Origin of the sequence: Haloactinopolyspora sp. (assembly GCF_027324685.1) — a bacterium.
GTDB lineage: Bacteria > Actinomycetota > Actinomycetes > Jiangellales > Jiangellaceae > Haloactinopolyspora.
This window is the reverse complement of the sequence record NZ_DAHVSH010000146.1, coordinates 1-18,807: the sequence shown is the minus strand read 5'-3', so window position 1 is coordinate 18,807 and position 18,807 is coordinate 1. Positions and strand designations below refer to the sequence as shown.

At 68.7% G+C, this 18,807-nt stretch carries 13 protein-coding genes and 1 other RNA gene; 8 read left to right on the top strand and 6 right to left on the bottom strand.

Translation table 11 applies throughout. The features are described from left to right. Positions 1-87 precede the first annotated feature (87 nt). The gene (locus M6444_RS16130) at positions 88-2,352 is read right to left on the bottom strand and encodes an MMPL family transporter (RefSeq protein ID WP_298329586.1); all 2,265 of its coding nucleotides are present in this window, start codon (positions 2,350-2,352) and stop codon (positions 88-90) included. A gap of 144 nt (positions 2,353-2,496) precedes the next feature. Between M6444_RS16130 and M6444_RS16125 the strand changes: the two genes are divergently transcribed. The 6 genes from M6444_RS16125 (at position 2,497) to smpB (ending at position 8,621) form a co-directional block, all read left to right on the top strand. Then, positions 2,497-3,273 (top strand): TetR/AcrR family transcriptional regulator, encoded by a 777-nt coding sequence (locus M6444_RS16125; RefSeq protein WP_298329582.1) that lies wholly within the window; start codon positions 2,497-2,499, stop codon positions 3,271-3,273. Positions 3,274-3,396: 123 nt separating this feature from the next. Next, complete coding sequence (gene prfB, locus M6444_RS16120) at positions 3,397-4,518, top strand: peptide chain release factor 2 (protein WP_298329579.1); 1,122 nt, start codon at positions 3,397-3,399, stop codon at positions 4,516-4,518. A gap of 111 nt (positions 4,519-4,629) precedes the next feature. Continuing rightward, positions 4,630-5,319, top strand: coding sequence for a cell division ATP-binding protein FtsE (gene ftsE, locus M6444_RS16115; protein ID WP_298329576.1), 690 nt, complete (start codon positions 4,630-4,632; stop codon positions 5,317-5,319). Between the two features lie 51 nt (positions 5,320-5,370). Beyond that, on the top strand, positions 5,371-6,273 hold the full coding sequence (ftsX, locus tag M6444_RS16110) for a permease-like cell division protein FtsX (RefSeq protein WP_298329573.1): 903 nt from the start codon (positions 5,371-5,373) through the stop codon (positions 6,271-6,273). A 316-nt stretch (positions 6,274-6,589) separates the two neighbouring features. Further along, complete coding sequence (locus M6444_RS16105; protein WP_298329571.1) at positions 6,590-8,041, top strand: peptidoglycan DD-metalloendopeptidase family protein; 1,452 nt, start codon at positions 6,590-6,592, stop codon at positions 8,039-8,041. A 109-nt stretch (positions 8,042-8,150) separates the two neighbouring features. Then, positions 8,151-8,621, top strand: a complete 471-nt coding sequence (smpB, locus tag M6444_RS16100) for an SsrA-binding protein SmpB (protein WP_298329568.1) — start codon at positions 8,151-8,153, stop codon at positions 8,619-8,621. A gap of 47 nt (positions 8,622-8,668) precedes the next feature. Here the strand turns inward: smpB and M6444_RS16095 are convergent, their stop codons facing one another. Further along, on the bottom strand, positions 8,669-10,627 hold the full coding sequence (locus M6444_RS16095; protein ID WP_298329563.1) for an acyl-CoA dehydrogenase family protein: 1,959 nt from the start codon (positions 10,625-10,627) through the stop codon (positions 8,669-8,671). Positions 10,628-10,840: 213 nt separating this feature from the next. Between M6444_RS16095 and ssrA the strand changes: the two genes are divergently transcribed. After that, positions 10,841-11,212: a transfer-messenger RNA gene (gene ssrA / locus M6444_RS16090) on the top strand. 74 nt (positions 11,213-11,286) lie between these two features. On the opposite strand, the gene M6444_RS16085 is transcribed toward ssrA, so the two are convergent. Genes M6444_RS16085 through M6444_RS16075 form a run of 3 tightly spaced genes read right to left on the bottom strand, consistent with a single transcriptional unit; the run spans position 11,287 to position 15,098 of the window. Then, positions 11,287-11,820, bottom strand: a complete 534-nt coding sequence (locus M6444_RS16085; protein WP_298329560.1) for a hypothetical protein — start codon at positions 11,818-11,820, stop codon at positions 11,287-11,289. 45 nt (positions 11,821-11,865) lie between these two features. Beyond that, the gene (locus M6444_RS16080) at positions 11,866-14,592 is read right to left on the bottom strand and encodes an AAA family ATPase (RefSeq protein ID WP_298329557.1); all 2,727 of its coding nucleotides are present in this window, start codon (positions 14,590-14,592) and stop codon (positions 11,866-11,868) included. Then, complete coding sequence (locus M6444_RS16075) at positions 14,538-15,098, bottom strand: hypothetical protein (protein ID WP_298329555.1); 561 nt, start codon at positions 15,096-15,098, stop codon at positions 14,538-14,540. Before M6444_RS16075 ends, M6444_RS16080 begins: the two co-directional genes overlap by 55 nt. A 181-nt stretch (positions 15,099-15,279) precedes the next feature. On the opposite strand from M6444_RS16075, the gene M6444_RS16070 reads away from it, so the two are divergent. Continuing rightward, positions 15,280-17,106, top strand: a complete 1,827-nt coding sequence (locus M6444_RS16070; protein ID WP_298329552.1) for a hypothetical protein — start codon at positions 15,280-15,282, stop codon at positions 17,104-17,106. 39 nt (positions 17,107-17,145) lie between these two features. Here the strand turns inward: M6444_RS16070 and M6444_RS16065 are convergent, their stop codons facing one another. Continuing rightward, positions 17,146-18,567: an MFS transporter gene (locus tag M6444_RS16065; protein WP_298329550.1), complete on the bottom strand. Its 1,422-nt coding sequence runs from the start codon at positions 18,565-18,567 to the stop codon at positions 17,146-17,148. Positions 18,568-18,807: the final 240 nt, after the last annotated feature.

Genomic DNA, 18,807 nt, shown 5'->3' with positions numbered 1-18,807 from the left:
ACTTGGCAATTGCCTGCGTCACCACCCATGCACGGGTGGTGGCGCAGCACAATGCCTCGTGGTGCCCGCGGCGAAAGCGACACGCGCTCAGTTCGGAGGTGACGTCGCGACCGGAACGCGATCGCCGTCGGCCCGCTCACCGGGCGGCAGGTACGTCTGCGGGCGTCCCTCGACGTGCAGCTGCGGCAGCCGGCGGTCCAACCACGACGGCAGCCACCAGTTGGCCCGTCCCAGTAGATGCATCACCGCCGGGACGAGCAGCATCCGCACGATCGTGGCGTCGACCAGGATCGCCGCGGCCATGCCCACCCCGATGACCTTGAGGAAGACCTCCGGGCTCGGGATGAACGCCGCGAAGACCGCCACCATGATCGCCGCAGCAGCCGTGATGACCCGCCCGGTGCCGGCGAGACCGTCGACGATCGCCCGGCCGTTGTCCCCGGTACGTATCCACGACTCGCGGATCCGGCTGATCAAGAACACCTCGTAGTCCATCGACAGCCCGAACAACACCGCGAACACCAGGACCGGAATGAACGCCGGCATCGGCGTCTCGGTGTCGATACCGATCAGCTGGCCGGCCCAGCCGCCCTCCAAGACCAGGGCGACCACGCCGTAGGCGGCGGCGACCGACAGCAGGTTCATCATCGCGGCGGTGATCGGGATGACCAGGCTGCGGAAGGAGACCAGGAGCAGCAGCATCGACAGGGTGACCACACCACCGATGAGCAGCGGAAGCCGTTCGGCGGTGTCCTCGTTCGAGTCGATCGCGGCAGCCGTCACGCCGCCGACGTGGACGTCCAGGTCGCTGATGGCCAGCACGTCGTCGCGCAGCGTGTGCACCAGGTCCTCGGTGGCCGCGTCTTGCGGGCCGCTGTCCGGCAGGACCGTGACCATGGCGGCGTCGCCGGCGGGATTGACGGCCGGAGGTTGGACGGCGGCGACGCCGGGGGTTGCGGCGACGGTCTGGCTGAGCGCGGTCAGCTCATCGACGTCCGATGGCGAGCCCAGTTCGCTCACCAGCAGCAGGGGACCGTTCGCGCCGTCGCCGAAGCCCTCGGAGAGCATGTCGTAGGCCTGCCGGGACGAGCGGTCGGCGGTGTTGTTCCCGGCGTCGGGGAAGCCGAACCGAGCGTCCAGGAAGGGCACGGCCAGCGCGAGCAGCAGACCCACGCCGACGACGCTGGCGATCACGCGGTGCCGGTCGATCAGCCGGCCCCATCGCAACCAGGCGCGGGAGGGTTCGACGTGTCCGCCGGGTGCGAGCGTCGCCGAACGCTGGCGGCCCAGCGGCAGGCGGAGCCGATCCACCCAGTGGCCGACGTATCCCAGCAGCGCCGGGAACAGTGTCATGGCTGCGGCCACGACCACCAAGACCGCGACGATCGTGACCAGAGCAGCGCCCTGCATGAACGACAGGCCCATCGCGAACAAGCCGAGCATGCTCACCATGACGGTGCTGCCGGCCACCAGCACCGCGCGTCCGGCGGTGTCGAGCGTGGCGACCGTGGCCGCCTGGCTGTCCAGTCCGGCTGCCCGCCACTCGCGGAACCGGGTCACCATCAGCAGGACGTAGTCGATGCCGAGCGCGATGCCCATCATCGTGGCCAGAGCCGTCGACCAGTCCGGGACGTCGACGACGGCGGCGATCAGTCCGGTGAGCGTGCCGCTGAGCGCCAGCCCCGCGACAGCGACCAGCAACGGCAGGCCCGCGGCGACGACGGTGCCGAACGTGACGAGCAGGATCACCGTCGCGGCTGCGATGCCGATGGCCTCGGAACCGATCTCGCCCTGCTCGGCCAGGGCTACCGATTGCCCGCCGAGAGCGATGTCCAGGCCCGGGCGTTCGGCGGCTTCGGCCGCGGCGAGCAGGCGTTCGGTGTCCGCGACCGGCATGTCGTCGGGGAGCTCGACGTCGAGGTGGAGACGGGCGACCAGCGTCCGGCCGTCTTGGGAGATGCCGCCCGGTGCGGCGAAGGGGTCCTCGACCGTGGCCACGTGCGGCATGGTGCCCAGCTCGTCGAGCAGCGTGGTGATCTCCGCGCGTACTGGCGCGTCGGTGACCGGCTCGTCAGCCTGGACCACGACGTCCACGACGTCGCCGGCTTGTGCTGGGAAGCGCTCGGCGATCAGGTCTTGTGCTTGCCTCGAGTCCGATCCCGGCACGGAGTAGTCAGCGGTGAAGTCGCCGGCGAAGGCGCTGGACAGCCCGGCGGCTCCGGCAATGGCCAGGACCCACGCGATGACCACCGTCCCGCGCTTGCGAAACGCGACGCCGGCGATGCGCCCGAGGATTCCGGGACGTGGCGGAGCCGACCGTCGCTGTTCGCCGGCTCTGGTGGTGCTGCCCATGCGGGGTGCCCCCTCGACCTTGGTCGTGATGATGGTTCATAAGTGTTATTCAACGTAACCAACACGAGTAGGGTTAACTTGTCAAGGGGTATAACGTCTGTGAAGATAGTTAACTGAGTCACTTCGAGGGAGGGCGGCCACGACGTGGCGGAAGAACCGAGCGAGGAGTCTGCTCCCGGATCAACCGAGCGAGTGCTCACCCGTCGCGAGCGAGCACGGGCGGCCACCGTCGGAGAGATCAAGCAGGCCGCGTTGTCTCTGATGCGCGAGCACGGGACGACCGACTTCCGCTTCTCCGACATCGCGCGGATCATGGGCATGACGGCCCCGGCGCTGTACCGCTACTTCGCCGACCGGGACGAACTGCTCACCGCGCTCATCGTCGACGCCTACGACGATCTCGGTGCCGCCGTGGCCGACAGGCGCGACCAGGTGCCCCGCGACGATCCCGGCGGACGGTTCCACCTCGTCGCGCAGGCCTACCGGGGGTGGGCCCGTTCGGAGCCCACGCGGTTCGCCCTGATCCTCGGCATGCCGGTGCCCGGGTACTCAGCACCCGAGGAAGGGCCCACCACCGAGGCCGCGCGCAGAGCGATGGCGCAGCTCAAGTCGTTGTTCTACGACGCGGCGGAGCAAGGGCTGCTCGACGAGCCGACGTTCGACCTTGACGCGGGGCCGGTGAGTCAGTTCGTCGACGGGCGCGAGGATCCGATGAAGCTCGGCGACGAGGCAGACCTGCCGGCGGTGACGTTCCAGGCCATGGTGCATTGCTGGGCGAGCCTGCACGGCTTCGTCAGCCTCGAGGCCTACGGACACCTGGACTGGATGCCCGAGGACGTCCGTGACGCGTTGTTCATCGCCAGCATGCGCCACATCGCCGACTCGGCGGGCCTGCCGGCACCGAAGACGACGATCAGCTGAGTCGGCCCGAGGCGATCTCGAGAGCGCCCCAGGGCTCGTCCACCGTGGGCGCTCACGTCGTTCCACGTGGAGGTGACGGGCAACGTATGGGAACCGGCGCTTCGACGCGTACCCTTGACCGACGTGGCAGCACGCGACGTAGACACCGAGATCGCCGAGCTCTCCGAAACCTTGACCGGAATCGAGAAGGTGCTCGAGCCGGACAAGCTCGCTGAGCGCATCGCCGATCTCGAGGAGCAGGCAGCAGCTCCCGACCTGTGGGACGACGTTGACAAGGCTCAACAGGTCACCAGCCAGTTGTCCCATGCGCAGTCCGAACTGCGCAAGGTCACCGAGCTGCGTCGGCGGGTGGACGATCTGCCGGTCATGGTGGAACTCGGCCGCGACGAGGGTGACGCCGACGCGTTGGCCGAAGTGGAGCGCGAGATCGACGATCTGCGCAAGCTCGTCGCCGACCTCGAGATCCGTACGCTGTTGTCCGGCGAGTACGACGAGCGTGAGGCCGTCGTGACGATCCGCGCCGGAGCCGGCGGGGTCGACGCCGCCGACTTCGCCGAGATGCTGATGCGGATGTATCTGCGCTGGGCGGAGCGGCACGGCTACAAGACCGAGGTGCTCGACACCTCCTACGCCGAGGAAGCCGGCATCAAGTCGGCGACGTTCGAGGTCAAGGCGCCCTTCGCCTACGGAACGCTGTCGGTGGAGGCCGGTACGCACCGGCTGGTCCGAATCTCGCCGTTCGACAACCAGGGCCGGCGCCAGACGTCGTTCGCCGCGGTGGAGGTCATCCCACTGATCGAGCAGACCGACCACATCGAGGTGCCCGAGTCCGACATCCGGATCGACGTGTTCCGTTCGTCCGGTCCCGGTGGCCAGAGCGTCAACACGACCGACTCCGCCGTGCGTATCACCCACCTGCCCACAGGCATCGTAGTCTCGATGCAGAACGAGAAGTCCCAGATCCAGAACCGCGCGGCTGCGTTGCGCGTCCTGCAGTCCCGGCTGCTGCTGTTGCGGCGCGAAGAAGAGCAGGCGCAGAAGAAGGAGATGGCCGGCGACGTCAAGGCGTCCTGGGGCGACCAGATGCGCTCCTACGTGCTGCACCCGTACCAGATGGTCAAAGACCTGCGGACCGAGCACGAGGTCGGCAACCCGAGTGCGGTCCTCGACGGCGAGATCGACGAGTTCCTCGAAGCGGGAATCCGCTGGCGCAAGCGTGAACAGGGCAATGGCGACCAAGCGTAACGGCGCGCTTGCCGACGTCTTTGCGCACGTGGACGTACACTCGCAATCGTGCTCGGTCCGGTCGGCAGGAACTGCGGGCGCGACTGACATCCATACCGGTGGCGAGGCAACGTGATCCGATTCGACAACGTCAGCAAGCAGTACCCCACACAGACTCATCCCGCTCTCGACAACTTCTCCATGGAGGTCGAGAAGGGTGAGTTCGTGTTCCTCGTGGGCCCGTCCGGCTCCGGCAAGTCGACGTTCCTGCGGCTGGCGCTCAAGGAGGAGCGCCCCACCGCCGGGCGGATCCGGGTCGCCGGCAAGGACCTCCATCGGCTCTCCAACTGGAAGGTCCCGCACCTGCGGCGACGCATCGGCACGGTGTTCCAGGACTTCCGGTTGCTGCCGAACAAGACGGTCTTCGAGAACGTCGCGTTCGCGCTGCAGGTCATCGGCAAGCCGCGGCGGCAGATCAGTCGCGACGTCCCGGCCGTGCTCGAGCTCGTCGGGCTCGAGGGCAAGGAAGACCGGATGCCCGACCAGCTCTCCGGCGGCGAGCAGCAGCGTGTCGCCGTCGCCCGGGCGTTCGTCAACCGGCCGCTGATCCTGCTGGCCGACGAGCCCACCGGGAACCTCGACCCAGCTACGAGCGTCGGCATCATGAAGCTGCTCGACCGCATCAACCGGACGGGCACCACCGTGGTCATGGCCACGCACGACCAATCCATCGTCGACCAGATGCGTAAACGCGTGATCGAGCTCGAACACGGCAAGCTCGTCCGCGACCAGTCCCGAGGGGTGTACGGCTACACCCGCTAGCCGTACACGACGACCCGGCTTTCAGGCCATCACGCAACCCGGAAGAGAGCGATGCGCTTCCAGTACGTGCTGTCGGAGATCACGACAGGTCTACGACGTAACCTGACCATGACGATCGCGGTCGTCATCACGGTGGCGATCTCGATCGCTCTGTTCGGCACCGGTCTGTTGGTGCGAGCACAATCCGAGACGACCAAGGGCTTCTGGTACGACAAGGTCGAGATCTCGGTGTTCATGTGCAACGAGTACGCCACCGGGGCCGGCTGCGCCGACGGTCAGGTCACCGACCCGCAACGCGAGGCGATCAAGCAGACCCTCGAAGAGCACCCCGAGGTCCAAGAGGTCTTCTACGAGGACCAGGAGCAGGCCTACAAGCGGTTCGAAGAGCAGTTCGACGACTCCATCGTCGAGAGCATCACGCCTGATCAGCTGCAGGAGTCGTTCCGGGTGGCGCTGGAGGATCCGGAGGAGTACGACGGCGTGGTTTCCGCCGTCGCCGGATTACCCGGTGTGCAAGACGTCTCCGACCAGCGCGAGCTACTCGGACCGTTGTTCCGTGCGCTGAGTGGATTCCAGATCGGCGCCATCGGCGTGGCCGCACTGCAGGTCGTCGCCGCGGTGTTGTTGATCGCGAACACGATTCGGCTGGCCGCCTACAGCCGACGGCGCGAGACCGGCATCATGCGGCTCGTCGGGGCCTCGAACTTCTACATTCAATTGCCCTTCATTCTCGAAGCGGCGATAGCCGGACTTCTCGGATCCATCGTGGGATGTCTGGCGTTGTTCGGTATGGAGCAATTGATCATCAGTCGGCTGATCGCGCCGAATCTGACCTTCACGGCGTGGGTCGACAGTTCCGACGTGTGGGCCGCGGTGCCCTGGCTATTGCTGACCGGTGTGCTGATCTCCGCGGTGGCGTCCTTCATCACCTTGCGGCGTTACCTGCGCGTCTAGGTCGCGGGCCGGTGCCGCCGTGCCTGGTGTGCACGGCGGCGCCGGCTGCGGCACTTCTTCGGCGTCCGTACACGCGACGCTGCGTTGCCTCGGTGGAGGCTGTTCTCGTCCGGCGATCCGAGCGTCTTCAGCTGTGTCGATAGGTGCCGTTCTGGCGTGTCGACACGAGGCGTTCTGCTGCGTCAACACCCTTGCAAGGGTGTTGTGACAGGCATTTGCCTGCTGAACATGATCATTTTTTGAATTTCCCCGGATCTCTTCGCGTCCAGAGTGAACAGTGTTACGGTCGTGGGCGAGTGGTGCAAAGGGGGCAGCTGTGAAAGCTGTGACTAATGAGGTCTCGTGGGTACGCCGCGTGGCCGTTCTGGTCATCGCTGTCGGCGTTCTCGGAGCCGGCCTCGGGCAGGCCTGGGCCGACCCACGCGATCGGTTGGACGACGTGGAGACCCGGCTCGGGCAGGCTCGTGAGGCGCTGGAGGAGTCCAGCCAAGCGCTCGCCGACGCCACTGCTGAGTATCAAGCCGCGACGGCCCGGCTGCCGGCGGCGCGAGCCGCGCTGGCCGGTGCCCAGGACGCGCTGCAGGCCGCAGAACATCAGGTCGAAGTCGTCCGGGGACAGGTGGCTGCAGCCCGCGCGGCTGACGAGGCCGCGGCGAACCGCCTCGCCGAGGCCGAGAAGAAGGTCGAGATCCAAGAGGCGAAGATCGACGACGTCACCGCTCGCATCGATGGCAAGCGCGCCTCGATCAGCCAGGTCGCCGTTCAGGCCTACCAGCGCGGCGCCGGCGGTGATCTCGCGAGCATCGCCGCGGTGATGCAGGCGGAGAATCTGCAGGAGCTGGCCACGGGCATTCAGGCGAGCCAGTCGATCGTGCAGGCCGAGAGTGTCGTCCTGCAGGATCTCAAGCACGACCGCGCCGAACTGGCGAACCAGCGCGTGGTGCTCGAAGAGCTGCGAGCCGAAGCCGAGGTGCTGCGCGAGGAGGCCGCGGCGCGGCTGGCCGAGACCGAGCGTCGAGAGCGCGAAGCCGAGGCCGCCAAGGCCGAAGCGCTGGCTGCCCGGCAAGCCGCGGCTGCGGCCAAGGCCGACGTCGAGAACTTGGTGGCAGCCCGCGAGAACGCGGTCGCCGCGGCCGAGGCGGCCAAAGACGAGGACGCCGCCCAGGCACGAGCATGGGCCGCCGAGCGCGACAAGATCCAAGCCGAGATCAACGAGATCGAGCGGCGCGAGCGCGAAGAGCGCGAACGGCGCGAACGCGAGGAGCGCGAGCGCCAAGAGCGCGAGAAGGAACGGGAGAAGGAACGGGAGAAGGAGAAGGACAGGGACGACTCCGGAGACAGCGACTCCGACAGTGATTCGGACTCCGACGACTCCGGCAACGACTCCAGCGGGCTGAACTACCCGGTGTCCAACCCCTACATCACGTCGCCGTACGGGATGCGGGTACACCCGGTCACCGGCGTGTACAAGCTGCACGACGGCACCGACTTCAGGGCGTACTGCGGCACGCCGATTCGTGCCGCGGCGGCCGGGACGGTGCAGTGGGCGCACTACCGCACTGGTTACGGCAACCAGGTCGCCGTCAGCCACGGTGGCATGGTGACGACCTACAGTCACCTGTCCAGGTTCGCCGCTAGCCCGGGGGAGTGGGTCGCGCAGGGCGAGACCATCGGCTACTCCGGCACCACCGGCAGTTCGACGGCGTGCCACTTGCATTTCATGCTCTACGTCGGCGGCTCGCTCACGAATCCGATGAACTACCTCTGATGTTCGGTGATCGTTGGCGGGTTCTGGTTTCCCTGACCACCACTGGGCGCCAACGATCACCGACGAAACGGAGTCGTCAGTGGCCTAGGTGGCATGAAATCCTAGGGGCATGGCACGAGAACGCGGGCGGACCCTGGTCGCCCAGAACCGTAAGGCGCGCTACGACTACCACATCGACGCCACCTACGAAGCCGGGATCGTGCTGACCGGCACCGAGGTCAAGTCGCTGCGGGCCGGGAAGGCGTCGTTGGCCGACGGCTACGCCGAAGTCCGTGACGGCGAGGTGTGGCTGCGTAACGTCCACATTCCCGAGTACGACCCGGGCACGTGGACCAACCACGAGCCCCGGCGCTCGCGCAAGCTCCTGTTGCGCCGCGACGAGATCAGCCGACTGATCGGTAAGACCCGGGAGACCGGCGTCACCCTGGTGCCGCTGTCGCTGTACTTCAAGGATGGCTACGCCAAGGTCGAGATCGCGCTCGCCCGCGGCAAGAAGACTCACGACAAGCGGCAAGCCATCGCCGAGCGAGAAGCCAAGCGCGAGGCCGAGCGCGCGATGGCGCAGGCGCGCCGCCGCTGAGGACCGGGTGATCCCGGTGCGCGATCAGCGGCGACCCAGGCCCGCGGTCACGATGCCGTCGTCGGCGGAAGCACGCGCCGCGCGAGGTTCTCGGTCTTCGCCGACGGCGCAGGTTCGGCCACCCAGGGCCCGGTTCCTTCACTGATGTCGATGACGCCGGCCTCGACCCACGTGAAGTCGCCATCGAGGACGCCCTTGGCGAGGGCTTCGTCAGCGGCATCGGTGTTGCGCCACAGCGCGTCGAACAGCCGCTCGATGCGCACGCGCGCCTGGCGCGCGAACACGTCGGCGAGCCGGACGGCGTGGGCGCTGTCGGGATCGCCGTCGTCGACCAGCATGCGCGCACGCACACAACAGGCGGAGATGGCGAACAGCTCGGCGCCGATGTCGACGACTCTGGCCAAGAAGCCCTGCTTGTGCTCCAGCTTGCCCTGCCAGCGGGCCATCCCGTAGAAGGTCTGGCGGGCCAGCCGGCGCGACGTGCGCTCGACGTAGCGCACGTGCGGGGCGAGTTCGCCGAAGTCGCCGTACGACGCTGGCAGATGTCCGCTCCCGGCGACGAGCTGTGGCAGCCAGCGGGCGTAGAAGCCGGTGGCTTTGGCGGCGGCACGAGCCTTGCCGGGCAGGTCGACGTCGGGGTCGATGACGTCGCCGGCGGCCTGCAGGTGGGCATCGACCGCCTCGCGGGCGATCAGCAGGTGCATGATCTCGGTGGAGCCTTCGAAGATGCGGTTGATGCGCAGGTCACGCAAGATCTGCTCGGCGGGGACGGCGCGTTCGCCGCGCGCCCGCAGCGACTCGGCGGTCTCGTAGCCGCGGCCGCCGCGGATCTGGACGAGTTCGTCGGCCACCTGCCAGGCGGTCTCGCTGCACCACAGCTTGGCCAGGGCGGCCTCGATGCGGATGTCGCGGCGGCCCTGGTCGGCCATGTGGGCGGTCAGGTCGAGCACGGCCTCCTGGGCGAACGCCGACGCAGCGATGAACGAGATCTTGTGCGCGACGGCCGCATGCCGGCCGACGGGGCGGCCCCACTGCACGCGGTGCCCGGACCATTCGCGGGCGATCTTCAAACTCCATTTCGACGCCGCGGTACACAGGGCCGGAATGGACAGCCGGCCGGTGTTGAGCGTGGTCAGCGCGATCTTCAGGCCGTCGCCTTCACGGCCGATGCGGTTGGCCGCCGGGACGCGGACCCGATCGAAGCGGGTCAGCCCGTTCTCGATGCCGCGCAACCCCATGAACGCGTTGCGGTTCTCGACCGTGATGCCCGGCGAGTCGGCTTCGACGACGAACGCCGTGACGCCGCCGCGTCCGCCGTCGTGCGCGGGCACGCGGGCCATGACCACCAGCAGTTCGGCGATGACGCCGTTGGTGGTCCAGAGCTTGACGCCGTCGATCTCGTACGCCTCGCCGTCGTCGACGGGGATCGCCGAAGCGGCCAACCGCGCCGGGTCGGAGCCGACGTCGGGCTCGGTGAGCAGGAAGGCGGTGATCGCTCCCGCGGCGCAGCGGGGGAGGAAACGCTGCTTCTGTTCTTCGCTGCCGAACTGTTTGACCGGCTCAGGCACACCGATGGACTGGTGCGCGGAAACCAGTGCTCCCAGGCTGGGGTGCACGTCGCCGAGCAGCATGAGCGCACGGTTGTAGGCGACCTGGGTGAGGCCCGCGCCGCCGTAGGCTTCGGGGATCTTCATGCCGAACACGCCGATGCGGGCCAGCGCCTTGACGTACTCGTCCGGGATGCGGGCCTCGCGCTCGATGACGGTGCCGTCCAGTTCGGTTTCACACACCGCGCGTAGGCGGTCGAGGAAGGCCTGGGATCGCGCGGCGTCGTCGGGCGCGGGGCGCGGGTGCGGGTGGATCAGATCGAGCCGGAACCGCCCGAGGTAGAGCTCCTTGGCGAACGACGGCTTGTCCCACCTGGTCTCACGGGCGGCTTCGGCGACTTGACGCGCCTCACGTTCGCCGATGTTGTGGGGGTCGGGGCTGTCTTTCAGGTCCGTCATGGCGCCTCTCCATCGTCGGCGTACCTCCATGTTACTCGTAAGTAGCCTTCTCGTCGCCTGATGATTGAACGGGCGAGAGCCGCCGGGCCCACCCGCGCGGAGACGTGGGCGGGCATGCGGTCGGAATCTCTCTCGCCGATGCGGCGTTGTACCAGGTATCCTGGGTCAGCCTTGGGCTTGCTGAGCGCTGGTCCGGGTGTTGACAATTCAAGAGGGGGTGAGCGGTTTCGACTTCGATCGTCGAACCAGGGGAAGCGGGCCGAGGATGTCGCGTCATCTCGCAAACGCTCGCGGCAACGTTACAAGTGCCAACGAAAAGCGCACTGACTTCGCCCTCGCCGCCTGAGGCTAGGGACTAGAAGTCTGTCGACCCGGGGTTGCTTCCGACCCGGTGCTCGGCATCATTGAGGAGGCTCACCTGTCGGTACGGTCGCGGGACCGGCAGGGACATGTACGCGGCTGGGCTCGTCACGGTGTACTCGCCTGCGTGATCACCGGAGCCGAGTAGAGACATAGCAGGCTGCGCCCGGAGAAGCCCTGGAGAAGCGTCGAAGGACCCGGGTTCGATTCCCGGCACCTCCACTCGAGTCAAGAGCCGTCCCCACCATGGTGGGGACGGCTCTTTGCGTCTGATCACCTCGACGCGGGCGCAGCCGAGGTCAGGTCAGCCGGTTGATGGTGTAGTTGACGACGGTTGCGTCGCCTGTTTCCGCCTGGCCGGCGCGGACGGTGACGCTGAGGTCGCCGTTGACGTAGGCGTTCATGCCGGGCAGTTCCTCGGACTCGGCGTAGCCGGCTGCGGTGAGCAGCGAGATGGCCTGGCCTTCCACCGCGTCCGCGGGTTCTGCGGTTCGGACCATCACGACCCAGATCCCTTCGGCCTCGGTGCCGCCGGCGCTCACGATCTCCCCCTCGACCAGGGGCACGTCGTCGGCGGGGAACCCGGCTGGAAGGTCGGTACCGATCTGGACGTCGTCGGGCGGCCCGGAGGACGTGTCGTGATCGCCGCCGGCGGGGTCGTCCTGGTTCGCGGGACTCTGCTCGCTGGCCGGCGTCTGCTCGCCGCTCTGTTCGGGTGGTGGCTCAGCGTCGCTGTCGGGGTCCTGGCTGGAGCACCCGGCCAGGAGGACGATCCCGACACAGGCGGCGGCGATCCGGGGCAGCCGGAACCCCCGTGCGGAACGAATGCTCACAGCGCTGAGGCTAGGGGTCGTGGTGCTGATCGGTATCCGTGTGGCCTACCGGGGTGTGCCGGGCGGGTCGGAATCGTGTCCTGCGTTCGCCAGCAGGGCGGCCAGTTCTCGGCGCGAGGCGATGCCGAGCTTCTGATAGGCGTTGGCGAGGTGGTACTCCACGGTGCGGCGCGACAGGTAGAGCTGAGCGGCGATCTCGGCATTGGTGGCGTCGTGCGCGGCGTGGAGGACGACGTCGACTTCGCGCGGAGTGAGACGGGCCAGTGGCGCCGTTGTCGTGGCCGGCCTCCGTTCGCCGCAGGCGGCCAGTTCCTGCTCGGTCCGCTCGATCCAGGGCTGTGCTTGCAGGCGGGTGAAGATATCTCGTGCCTGGTGCAGGGGATCGCGGGCGGCGTTCTTGCGACGGTTTCTGCGCCGGGCCTGCCCCCAGGCCAGGTACGTGCGCGCCATCTCGAATGCGCGGGGCGCTTCCTGATGGTGCTGAACAGCCTTCTCGAAGTCTTCATCCGAGCCGGTGTCCAGTGCTGTACAGCGAGCCACCACGGCCAGGGTGCTCGCCCGGCCGGTCGCGGCGGCGTCTCGGCGAGCTTCTTCCAACATCTCGCGTGCTTCGGCTCGCCGGCCGAGGCGGTGCGCGGCCTCGTACAGGTCGCCCAGGTGATCGCCGAAGGCCCATTCCTGCAGCGACATGCTCTGGCGCTGCTTCTCGGCGGCCTGGAGGTGCTCCAGGGCGCGGCCGGGATCTCCGGCGCCGAGTTCGAGCAGACCCCGGGCGCTGTGCACCAGGTACTGATACATCGGCGTGGTGGCCGCGGCCGTGATCGACTCGTCGGCGAGCAGCGCTTCGACCCGCTCGCGTTGACCACGGGCGGCGAAGATACGGGCCTGACGCACCCGCATCGGCGCCAGTGCGAGCAGCGTCGTGGTGTGGGCCAGCTCACGCGTGCGGCTGAAGGCGGCATCCGCGGCATCCCATCGCCCGAGGATCTCCAGGACCACCGCCTCTTGGGCCCAGGACAGGGCCAGCGCGGTGGGACGAAGCTGCTGTTCGAGCCGTTGCCGTTGCGGCAGCAGCAGGCGCAGCGCGGTGGGTGCGGCGTCGAGCCAGGCCAGATGGGTCACGGCAGGGGAGACCGGTAGGTCGGCCTGGAGCACGGTGTCTTCGGCCGTGAGCTGGTGAGCGTGCTGCACGATGAGCTCCCCGGCGCCGGGCCGTCCGGCCAGCAGACGCAGCCCGTCGGCCGTGAACCGGGCGGCCGGGTCCAGGTCCGGGTGCAGCGCAGCGGCCCGATCCACGGCCTCGACCGCTTCGACGAGGTAACCACACATGCCGAGCACCAGCCCGTAGAGGGTCCACAGGCGACTGCTCTCCGACGACGAAAGGACAGGTGACAGATCCTCCAGGCGGGCCCGCAGCACTCGGGGGTCGGCCACCTCACTGCCGGAGGCCAGCCGCAGCGCCAAGGCGTGGGCTCGTTCCTCCGGACCGGACGACGGGTCGTGTTCCAGGGCGGACAGCGCGTCCATGAGCGCCTCGCCGGTACCGGCCCGGAAGTACGCCTGAGCTGCTCTCAGCAGCGATGCGCGAGCCGACGAGCCGTGCTGGCGACGAGCGGCGGCGTGCCAGTGCTGACCGGCCACCGGGAGCGCGCCGCGGGCTTCGGCGGCTTCGGCAGCGGCGATCGACGTCTGCGCCACCAGTTCGTCCGCACCCGCGGTCACCAGCTCAAGATGGTGCGCCGCCCGCGACGGGTCCGGGGCGACCACTTGAGCCAGTACTTGATGGGCGCGCAGCCGTGGAGCGATGCCCACGGCATCGACGACCACGCCTCGCAGGGTCGGATGCGAGACGTCGACCCGGTCGCCGTCCCAGGCGACCAGGCCTGCCCGCTCGGCCGGGGTCAGCGCATGCTCGTCCAGACCCAACCGGCCCAGAGCGTCGAGCAGTTCGCCGGTGCTCAGCCGGTCCAGTGCGACGACGCACAGCGCTTGTTGGGCCGATGGGGGCAACGCCGTGACGCGGTGGAACTGTTCGTGGCGCAGGACGGGCCCGGCGTCGAGAAACCTGGGCAGCGGCGCTCGGCCCGAGCGTTGGGCCGGGGTCAGGGCACGAGCCATGTCCACCAGTGCCAGTGGAAGTCCGTCGGCGTCGGCGATGATCCGTTCGGCGACCGCGGTGATGAGATCCGGGCTGGTGGTCCGCAGCAGCGCCCGAGCAGCGTCGTCGTCCATCCCGGCCAGGACGATGCTCTCCCCGCCGAGCGGCGACGCCGCCTGGTCGGTCGCGCCAACGGTCAGCACGCTGTCGGCTTCCAGGCGCTGCACGGCGAACGAGAGAGCCGGCTGCGACGCATCGTCGAGCCACGGCAGGTCGTCGACCAGCATCAGGACCGGCCGGTCCGCGGCGGCAGTGGCCAGGACGGCGTGTACGGCCACCCCGACAGCGAGCGGGTCCGCCCCGATGCCACCGCCGCGCAGTACCGCCCCCAGCACGCGCCGGTACGGCTCGGGTAGTCGCCGCATCCAGGGCCGGGCGCGTTGAAGCAGGTGCACCAGCCCGGCGAAGGCCACGCCGCGTTGGGCAGGGTGCGGTGAGCAGGTCAACACGAGCGCGGTTTCGTTGGCGACTTTCGCCAGCCGGCGCAGCAGATGGCTCTTGCCGATCCCAGGCGGTCCGGACACCGTGACCACGTGGGCCCGACCGGCCGCGGCCTGGGTCAGGCGATCCTGGAGTACGGCGAAGGCATCCTCGCCAGCCAATGGTGGTGCCACGACCTGATTCTAGGGACGAGACGTGGCGCGGCGTAGGCAGACCGTACCGCCCTGACCTGGAACGATGGCGATCCGGACGGCACGCGACACTGCTGCGGCGAACCGGTGTGATACCCGGTCTGCCGCAAAAGCTCCATGGCCCACGGTGCCTGGTCGAGCGTGGTCGTCGGCGCCTGCACATCGCGTGGCAGCACCACCATCGCCTGCCCGGCCCGCACGAACGCCACCCCGGTGTCGTCCTCGAGCAGGAAGTCGACTGCTTCACACGCCGAGCGGGTCGACGACGCGCTGGCGCCGTCGAAGGGCCGCAACCGCAGGTCTCGGGCCACGTAGGCCCGCCCGGTCGCCGCACTGACCGGCACGACCGCACCGGCACGTACGACCCCGGTCAACGCCACTGACGTCCCGGCTCGGCCCGAGGCCGAATCGACCGTCGCGGCCGTCGCCCGGGTCAGCGCCCTGGCGACGAACCCCGCGCCGCTCTGGCGACGGTGGATCCAGGCCATGCCGGCACGGACATGATCACCAGGAGCACGACGAGCATGACGTCCACGAGGCGAACGGTAACGGCTCCGCGAGCCCAGCGCCGTACATCCCGGTGGTCGTCACGGATACGCGGCCCGGGCCGGTCACCGTACCGTGACCTGGTCTTTTGCCTGGTTCTTGGCTGCGAGGAGCGCTACACCCATGCGACGAATCCCCCTGACTCGGCTGCGCGCCCTGGGGCGCGCGGCGACGATCGCCGTGCTGGCCGTCTCGGCTTCGCTGGGCGCGATCGCCACGCCGGCCTCCGGCGGGATCATCACCGGCCACGCGGTGATCAACGAGGTCGTCGCCAACCCCCTCACGGGGAGTGCCTGGGTGGAGATCTACGACCCGACCAGCGGAGCGTCCATCTGCGGGATCGTCGACGCCGCAGGGAACGAGACCAGCGGCTGCGGCACGATGACCGGTGACTTCGTGACCTACGTGATCGACCCGGACTTCCTCGACGACGACGGCGACACCATCACCCTGCGCGGCACCTCGGGTGACCTCGACACCGTGACCTACCCGCCGCTTGGCCCCGGCGAGTCGTATGCCCGGACCTTTGACGGCAGCACCGAGTGGGAGATCCGCTCCGGGACCGACGTCACTCGCAACGCCAGCAACGGCCCCGTGCCTGACGACAGCACGCCACCGATCCTGACCGTCGCCAATCCGGTCAGCGGCGGCACGTACGCCGGCGGCTTCACCGCCACCTACACGGCCTCCGATCCTGGGGCCGGGGTGCTGCGGGTGGCCTTCTACGTCCGCGACGGGGCCTCGAGTGGTCCGTACGACTGGCACGACACCGACATCAACACCGCCGCCCAGGAGCCGTTCACCTCGATCGAGGACTTCAGCGCCCTGCCACCGGGCACCTACGACCTGTGCGTGACCGCGATCGATCGGCTCGGCAACGGCGCGCCCGCGACGACAGCGCCGGTGGCCAGCTGCGACGACGAGAGCACGGCGGTGGTCGCCATCGACGACGTCGTCGTCACCGACCACGTGACGCCGCCGGACGAGCCGACGGTCACCTTGACCGCACCCGCCGACGGAACCGTCACCAACGAGGCCACGCCGACCCTGACCTGGGCCACCTCGATCGATCCCGGTTTCACCGTCGCTCGCACCGAGGTGGTGCTGTCGACGAGCGCGGACTTCAGCGCGACCCCGGTCACCTTCGCCCCCACCGGCGACTCCCTCGCCTTGCCCGAGTCGTTCGCCGCGGCAGCGGATGCCACCTGGTACTGGAAGGTCGTGCTGACCTTCTTCCGCACACCCACCTCTCCGGACGAGACGGTCGAGTCGCCGGCGTGGACGTTCACCGTCGACCGTGGCGGTGATGGGATTCCGACCAGGCCGCGATTCGAGGTCAACGGCGAGGACCTCGCGTCCTACGCCTACACCGGCCCCGGCGACACGACGGTGCACCCCCTGGACACCTGCGTGCTGACGTTCGAGACGTTCGACATCGGCGCTGGGACCGCCGAGATCGACATCGTCTCCGGCGACACCCTCAGCAGTGACCCCTCGGCCGCGACACCGCTCGTGGAGGGCGAGGTCATCACGTCCAACCATGCGCCGACCGGCTCGAACGGCACCTGGCGGTTCGATCTGGCCGATCACGCTGACCGGGCGATCGCCGGCCCGGACGGCTACCTGCTGTCCGTGGCGATCTTCACCGACGACCGTCACGTCATGGAGGTGATCACCCGGTTCTCCCTTCCGCTGACCTGCCTGACGAGCGATGACCCGTCGGTGACCGACCCGGAAGACCCGACGACCGATCCGGAGGACCCGACGACCGACCCGGACGATCCGTCGTCGAGCGATCCGGACGCCGAGACCGGCGCCCCCGACGAGTCCGGCCACGAGACGCTTCCCACCACGGGATCAGCTGAACTGGTCGGGCTGGTCGCCGGGATGCTGCTGACGATCATCGGCGCGGTGATGATCGTCCGGCACCGCGCACGCGCCCACGGCTGAGGACGCCCCCAGGCTCGTCGGTCGTCGACGCGGCAGCGGTCACACGGCGATGGCTTCCTCTTCGGAAACGGCGGTCTTCGGCAGGACCAGGGACAAGGCCGCCGCGACCACGAACAGGCCGATGCTGACCGGCATCGCCGCGGTGAAGGCGTCGGTGTAGTCACCGCGCGATTCCAGCGCCGAGAAGAACACTGTGCCGACGGCGGCGACGCCGAGTGCTCCACCGAGTTGCTGGGCGGTGGAGAACTGCCCGCCGGCACCACCGGCCACGTCGGCCGGAACGGCTGCCAACACGACGTTGACCAGGGGAATCACCAGCAAGGACAGGCCGGCGCCGGCGATGACGAGCCCGGGTGCGATGGGCCACCAGTGGTGCCCGTCGGTGCCGATCGTCGATGCCGCCGATCCGACCCAGGCCGTACCGCCGGCCATCATGATCCCGCCGAGGCTGAGGATCGTCCGGCCGAACCGCTGGGCCACCGACGCGGCCATCGGCGCGAGCAGGAAGCCGCCGACGCTGAAGGCGGTGGTGACCAAGCCGGCCGCCAGTGGCGAGAACCCCTGGCCCAGCTGGATCCACAGCGCGAAGGCGATGAAGAAGCCCTGCATGCCGGCGGCGAACGCCGTCATCACCACCAACCCCGCCGAGAAGGCGGGGATGCGCAACATGCTGGGCATCAGCAGGGGCGCGATCTGGTCGGTGCGGCGGCGCCGCGACTCGACAGCGCCGAGCATGACGAGCCCGAGCAGCCCGCTGCCCAGCAACGCCCAGATCCATACCGGCCAGGAGTGTTCGCGGCCCTCGAGTAGTGCGTAGGCGATCGCCACCAGGCTCGTCGCCAGCACCGTGGCTCCCAGCACGTCCGGGCGCGCCGCCGAGCGTTCCCGAGTCTCGGGGACGACGCGGATCGTGGCGACCGTTGCCACCAGCGCGATCGGGACGTTGATCAGGAAGATCGGCCGCCAGCTCCATCCGAACAGGTCGGCGTCGGTGAGCACGCCGCCCAGGACCAGGCCGAGCGCCGAGGCGAAGCCGAGAATCGCGCCGTAGATGCCGAAGGCCTTGCCCCGTTCCGGACCCGAGAACATCGCCCGGAAGGTTCCCAGGACCTGGGGGACCATGGCGGCGGCCGCCAGACCCTGGACGACCCGTGCGCCGATCAGCTGGGCCGGGTCCTGGGCGAGCCCGGCCGCAAGACTGGTCAACCCGAACACGGCGACGCCGACGACGAAGACCCGTTTGCGGCCGAGCAGGTCACCGACCCGGCCGAAGGTGATGAGCCCTGCGGCGAAGGCCAACAGGTAGGCCGAGATCACCCACTGCAGCTCGGATCCACTCGCGCCGAGATCAATGCCGATGGTCGGCAGGGCGACGTTCACGATCGTGATGTCGATCATGTCCATGAGCACCGCTGCGATCATGACGAGCGCGGCTGCCCATGGTTTCTGTACGCCGTTCATGACATCTCCTCGTTACACGAACACCGTTCGCTATCGAACACTGTTCTAGCATCGTGATGAAGTCAGTCAAACACTGTTCGTGAGTAGTACGGTGTTCGTATGAGCGCGGAGCAGAACGGATCAGACGGCATTCCGGCGCCGCCGTGGCAGCGGGTGCCGCAGCGCACGAGCCGACGCCGGCGGGATCGACTGACCCAGGACGTGATCGTCGAGGTCGGATTGCGGTTACTCGACGCCGAT

Bases quoted from the DNA above. Each gene is read 5' to 3' on its own strand.
- ftsX (WP_298329573.1), top strand. From the start codon at position 5,371: ATGCGCTTCCAGTACGTGCTGTCGGAGATCACGACAGGTCTACGACGT.
- M6444_RS16095 (WP_298329563.1), bottom strand. From the start codon at position 10,627: ATGACGGACCTGAAAGACAGCCCCGACCCCCACAACATCGGCGAACGT.
- M6444_RS16065 (WP_298329550.1), bottom strand. From the start codon at position 18,567: ATGAACGGCGTACAGAAACCATGGGCAGCCGCGCTCGTCATGATCGCA.
- M6444_RS16130 (WP_298329586.1), bottom strand. From the start codon at position 2,352: ATGGGCAGCACCACCAGAGCCGGCGAACAGCGACGGTCGGCTCCGCCA.
- M6444_RS16070 (WP_298329552.1), top strand. From the start codon at position 15,280: ATGCGACGAATCCCCCTGACTCGGCTGCGCGCCCTGGGGCGCGCGGCG.
- M6444_RS16075 (WP_298329555.1), bottom strand. From the start codon at position 15,098: ATGGCCTGGATCCACCGTCGCCAGAGCGGCGCGGGGTTCGTCGCCAGG.
- smpB (WP_298329568.1), top strand. From the start codon at position 8,151: ATGGCACGAGAACGCGGGCGGACCCTGGTCGCCCAGAACCGTAAGGCG.